The organism is Embleya sp. NPDC127516 (genome assembly GCF_044765325.1).
Classification (GTDB): Bacteria; Actinomycetota; Actinomycetes; order Streptomycetales; family Streptomycetaceae; genus Embleya.
This window is the reverse complement of sequence record NZ_JBIWJT010000081.1, coordinates 1-6,083: the sequence shown is the minus strand read 5'-3', so window position 1 is coordinate 6,083 and position 6,083 is coordinate 1. Positions and strand designations below refer to the sequence as shown.

General features: G+C 71.4%; 1 protein-coding gene. It reads left to right on the top strand.

Going from position 1 to position 6,083, the window contains the following annotated elements; translation table 11 throughout:
• Positions 1 to 6,083: SDR family NAD(P)-dependent oxidoreductase (locus ACIRL2_RS51140; RefSeq protein WP_402242654.1), on the top strand; the 6,083-nt coding region annotated here is incomplete at both ends.

Here is a 6,083-nt window from a genome sequence, read left to right as displayed (position 1 = left end):
GCCGCGTGTGTCGCGGGGGCGTTGTCCTTGGCGGATGCGGCGAAGGTCGTGGCGTTGCGGAGCCGGGCGATCCTGGAGTTGGCGGGTTCCGGCGGCATGGCGTCGGTCGGGGTGCCGGTGGAGCGGGTGATCGAGTTGTTGGCGCCGTTCGAGGGTCGGGTGTCGGTGGCGGCGGTGAACGGCCCGGCGTCGGTGACGGTGGCGGGTGAGTCGGCCGCGCTGGCGGAGTTGCTCGCCGAGTGCGATGCGCGGGGTGTGTGGGCGCGTCGGGTGCCGGTGGACTACGCGTCGCACTCGGTACAGGTCGAGTCGATTCGAGAGCGGTTGCTGACGGAACTGTCGGATGTCGAACCGATGGCGCCGACCATCCCGTTCTATTCGGCGGTCACGGCCGAGCGGCTGGAGACCACCGCCCTCGACGCGAACTACTGGTACACCAACCTCCGGCAAACCGTCCGCTTCGAGGAGACCGTTCGGCTGCTTCTTCGGCAGGGGCACGACGCCTTCGTCGAGGTGAGTGCCCACCCCGTGCTGACCACGGCGATCGAGGACACGATCGAGTCCGCCGACGTCCAGGCCGTGGTGCTGGGCACGCTGCGCCGAGGCGAGGGTGGACCGGAGCGCTTCACCACCGCGCTGGCGGAGGCGTACGTCAACGGCCTCGCCGTGGACTGGTTGCCGCTACTGGGCAACCACGACCGCGGCCTTGTGCACGTCGACCTGCCGACATACGCCTTCCAGCACGAGCGCTACTGGCTGGAACGTACGGTCTCGAACGGTGACGCACGCGGATTCGGCCAGGCCGAGGCGGACCATCCACTGCTCGGCGCGGCGGTGCAACTCGGTGGCGGGCAAGGCGCCGTACTGACCGGCCGGATCTCGCTCCGGTCGCACGCCTGGCTGCGCGACCACGCGGTCAACGGGACGGTGCTGCTGCCCGGCACCGCGTTCGTGGAGCTGGCGATCCGGGCCGGGGACGAGGTCGGCTGCGGTGGGATCGCCGAACTCGCTCTGGAAGCACCGCTGGTGATTCCCGAGCGGGAAGCCGTGCAGATCCAGGTGATCGTGGACGCCCCCGATGACGGCGGACAGCGCGGCGTATCCGTATACGGACGGGCCCAGAGCGGCGGAGCCCTGGACGACGCCTGGACCCGACACGCCTCCGGTGTGCTGGCGCCGTCCCTTGCCGAAGCAGTGGACGAATTCGGACCATGGCCGCCCGCCGGTGCGCAATCCGTGGCCCTGGACGGCTTCTACGCCGACTTGGCGGCCACCGGATACGGTTACGGTCCGGCGTTCCAGGGCTTGCGCGCGGCCTGGCGTTCGGGCGACGACGTATACGCCGAGGTGTCGCTCCCGGCCGAACAGGTCCGCGACGCCGAGCGGTTCGGACTCCATCCGGCGCTGCTGGACGCCGCTCTCCACGCCGCCGGCCGCACCAGTCTGGGCGCCGCCGAGGCGGGCACGGTCCGGCTGCCCTTCGTGTGGACGGACGCCACGCTGCACGCGACCGGCGCCACCGCGCTGCGGGTTCGACTGACCGTCACGGGTACCGACACCCTGGCAGTGCACGCGGCCGACTCCTCCGGCCGGCCGGTGTTCTCCGCGCGGGGCCTGACCGTGCGACCGATGGCACCGGACCGGCTCGACCTGGTCCGCGACCCCGCGCACGACGCACTCTTCCTCGTCGACTGGACCCCGGTCGAACCGACGGAGATCACGACCGGTACCTGGGCCGTGCTCGGGTCGGACGCGGCGGAGTCGGTCGACCGGCTGCGTGCCGGGAACGTCCGCGCCGAGGCGTACACCGACCTGCATGCGGTCGGCGAGATCGATGGCGCCGTTCCGGACGTCGTCGCGGTCACGTTCCTTCCTCCGGCCGACATGGTCGAGTCCGAAGAGCGCGCCGCGCCCGGGACGGCGGACGCGGTGGTGGAGACGCTCACGGGCGTCCTCGCCATAGTCCAACAGTGGCTGGCAGACCAGCGTTTCGCTTCCTCTCGGCTGGTGGCCGTGACGCGCGGTGCGATCCGGACCGCTGACGGTTCCGGAGCCGCAGACCTCGTGCACGCCCCGCTCTGGGGGCTGCTGCGCAGCGCGCAGAGCGAGCACCCGGGCCGCTTCGTCCTCGTCGATCTCGACCCCGACGACCCGTCCCTCGCCGCGCTCCCCGCAGCCCTGTCCTGCGCGGAACCACAGGTCGCGGTCCGCGACGGCGCCCTGCTGGCACCGCGGTTGGCCCGTACCGCGTCGGGCGCCGGTCTGGTTTCCCCGCCCTCCGGCGCCTGGCGCCTGGAGACGGCCCGGGCGGGCACCCTGTCGAATTTGGCCCTCCTGCCCGCCCCGGAGGCGGAACGGCCGCTGGACCCGATCGAGGTGCGGATCGCCGTCCACGCGGCAGGGGTCAACTTCCGCGACGTGCTGATCGGGCACGGCATGGTGCCGAATCAGACCGGCATGGGCAGCGAGGGCGCCGGCGTCGTCACGGAGGTCGGTTCGGAGGTATCGGGATTCGCGGTCGGTGACCGGGTGTTCGGGATGTTCCTGGACGCATTCGGTCCGGTGGCGGTGGCCGACAGCCGGATGACGGCCGCGGTTCCCGAGGCTTGGTCGTTCGAGCGGGCGGCGTCGGTGCCGGTGGTGTTCCTGACGGCGTATTACGGCTTGGTGGAGTTGGGTGGTTTGCGGGCCGGTGAGTCGGTGTTGGTTCATGCCGGTGCGGGTGGGGTGGGGATGGCGGCGGTGCAGATCGCGCGTCATCTGGGTGCCGAGGTGTTCGCGACGGCGAGTGAGGGCAAGTGGGACACTCTGCGATCGCTGGGTCTGGACGACGCCCACATCGCCGATTCCCGCACGCTCGACTTCGAGGAGCACATCCGTACGGCCACCGGTGGGCGTGGTGTGGATGTGGTGTTGAACTCTCTCGCGGGTGAGTTCGTGGACGCCTCGTTGCGGCTCCTGGCCGATGGTGGCCGGTTGTTGGAGATGGGCAAGACCGACATCCGGGATGCGGAGGCGGTGCGGGTCGGGTATCCGGGGGTCTCGTATCAGGCGTACGACCTGCTGGACGCGGGGCCGGAGCGGATCGGGAAGCTGCTCGGCGACCTCTTGGGGTGGTTCGGGTCGGGTGCGCTGGTGCCGATCACGGTGCGGTCGTGGGATGTGCGGCGGGCGCCGGAGGCGTTCCGGTTCATGGCGCAGGCCAGGCACACCGGGAAGCTCGTACTGCGGATGCCGGTGCCGCTCGATCCGGGTGGAACCGTCCTGATCACCGGCGGCACGGGCACCCTGGGGGGCCTGGTGGCCCGCCATCTGGTCACCCGACACGGCGTGCGCAACCTCGTACTGGCGAGCCGGCGCGGCCCCGATGCCTCTGGCGCAGTCGAGTTGAAGGCCGAACTCACCGGTCTCGGCGCCCGGGTGGTCCTGGAAGCGTGCGATGCGGCCGATCGGGAAGCCCTCGCCGCACTCCTGGCGCGGATCCCCGTCGGCGCGCCGCTCACGGCGGTTGTCCATGCCACCGGTGTCCTGGACGACGGCCTGATCGAGTCGATGACCCCCGAGAGCCTGGAACGTGTGCTGCGATCCAAGGTCGACGGCGCGGTCAACCTGCACGAACTCACTGCCCACCACGACCTCTCCGCCTTCGTCCTCTTCTCCTCCCTCGCCGGCGTGCTCGGCAACGTCGGCCAAGCGGGCTATGCGGCGGCCAACACCTTCCTGGACGCCCTCGCGGGACAGCGGCACGCGGACGGCCTTCCGGGGAGTTCCGTGTCGTGGGGCCTGTGGGCCGACGCGAGTGGCATGACCGGGCAGCTCGGCCGGCAGGACCTCGCCAGGATGCACCGCTCCGGCATCGCCGCGATGACGGCCGAACAGGGCCTCGGGTTGCTCGACGCCACCCTGAACTTCGACGAACCGCATTTCGTGGCAGCCAGGTTGGTGCACACCGCGCTTCGCACCCAAGCCGCGGCCGGTGTGCTGCCCAGGCTCCTCCAGGGCCTCGTTCGCACCCGCGGGGCGCGCCGTGCCGTCGAGACGGTCGGCGGCGGACAGCACAACCCGCTGGTTCGCGAGCTTCAGGCGGTCACGGACGCCGAGCAGACCCACATCCTGGTCGATCTGATCCGCGCCAACGTCGCTGCGGTCCTCGGCCACGGTTCCGCCGGATCGACGGACGCGGGACACGCGTTCAAGGATCTCGGCTTCGACTCGCTCACCTCCGTCGAGTTGCGTAACCGCCTCAACACGGCCACCGGGCTGCGACTGCCGACCACCCTCGTGTTCGACCACCCGACCCCGCTCGCCCTCGCCGGGTTCCTCCGCGGCGAGTTGCTCGGCACGGCCGGTGCCGTCGCGATCCCGGTCTCCGGGCCCGCCGTGGACGACGCGGCGATCGCGATCGTCGGCATGGCCTGCCGGTTCCCCGGCGGGGTCGGTTCGCCGGAGGATCTGTGGCGCCTGGTGGCCGACGGCCGCGACGCGATCGCCGGCTTCCCGACCGACCGTGGCTGGGACCTGGACGGTCTGTATGACCCGAACCCCGAGCGACACGGCAAGAGTTACGTCCGTACCGGTGGATTCCTGGACGACGTGGCCGACTTCGACGCCGAGTTCTTCGGCATCTCGCCGCGTGAGGCGCTCGCGATGGACCCGCAACAGCGGCTGCTGATGGAGTCTTCGTGGGAGGCGATCGAGCGGGCCGGGATCGACCCGGCCACGCTGCGCGGCAGCCGGACCGGCGTGTTCTTCGGCATGCTCGCCAAGGACTACGCCACGCGCCTCGACCGTACGCCCGAGGACGTCGAGGGCTACCTGGGCACCGGAAACGCCGGCAGCGTCGGCTCCGGCCGAGTCGCGTATACCTTCGGCCTCGAAGGCCCGGCGGTGAGCGTCGACACGGCGTGCTCGTCCTCGCTGGTGAGCCTGCACCTGGCCGCGCAGGCGCTGCGCGGCGGCGACTGCTCGATGGCACTGGTCGGCGGCGTCAGCGTGATGCCGACCCCGGGCCTGTTCGTCGAGTTCAGCCGCCAACGGGGCCTTGCGTCGGACGGCCGCAGCAAGGCGTTCTCCTCGACCGCCGACGGCACGAGTTGGTCCGAGGGCGTCGGGGTGCTCTTGGTGGAGCGGCTCTCGGACGCCGAGCGCAACGGCCACCGGGTGCTGGCGGTGGTCCGCGGCACCGCGATCAATCAGGACGGTGCCAGCAACGGCCTGGCCGCGCCCAGCGGGCCCTCGCAGCAGCGGGTGATCCGGCAGGCGTTGGCGAATGCGGGGTTGAGCGCGCAGGACGTGGACGCCGTCGAGGCGCACGGCACCGGTACGACGCTCGGCGACCCGATCGAGGCCCAGGCGATCATCGCCACCTACGGCCAGGACCGTGCGCCCGGCTTCCCGCTGTGGCTCGGCTCGCTGAAGTCGAACCTCGGTCACGGCCAAGCGGTTTCCGGCATCGCCGGGGTGATCAAGACGGTGATGGCGCTGCGCGAGGGCCTGCTGCCCAAGACGCTGCACGTGGCCGAGCCGACTCCGCACGTGGACTGGACGGCGGGCGACGTCGAGTTGCTGACCGAGGCACGGGAGTGGCCGGACACGGGCCGGCCGCGCCGGGCGGGTGTCTCCTCCTTCGGGATCAGCGGGACGAACGCGCACGTGGTGCTGGAGCAGGCACCCGTCGGGGAGCCCGTGATCGAGCCGTCGGCCACGGGCGGGCCTCCCGGTACGGCTCTTCCGTTCCTGCTGTCGGGCAAGTCGGCGGCCGCCCTGGGCGGGCAGGCGCTGCGGTTGGCCGACTTCGTGGGCGAACGGGAGGCGGCGGACCCGGCCGAGGTGGCATCGGCGCTGTTCGCGTCACGCTCGGTGTTGGAGTACCGGGGTGTCGTACTGGCTGCGGATCGGGCCGAGTTGGCGTCCGGGTTGGCGGCGCTGGCGGCAGGGGAGCCCGGATCGCGTGTGCTTTCGGGTGTGGCGAGGTCTTCGGGACGCACTGTGCTGGTGTTCCCGGGTCAGGGGTCGCAGTGGTTGGGGATGGCTGCCGGGTTGCTGGATTCGTCGGCGGTGTTCGCCGGGCGGATCGCGGAGTG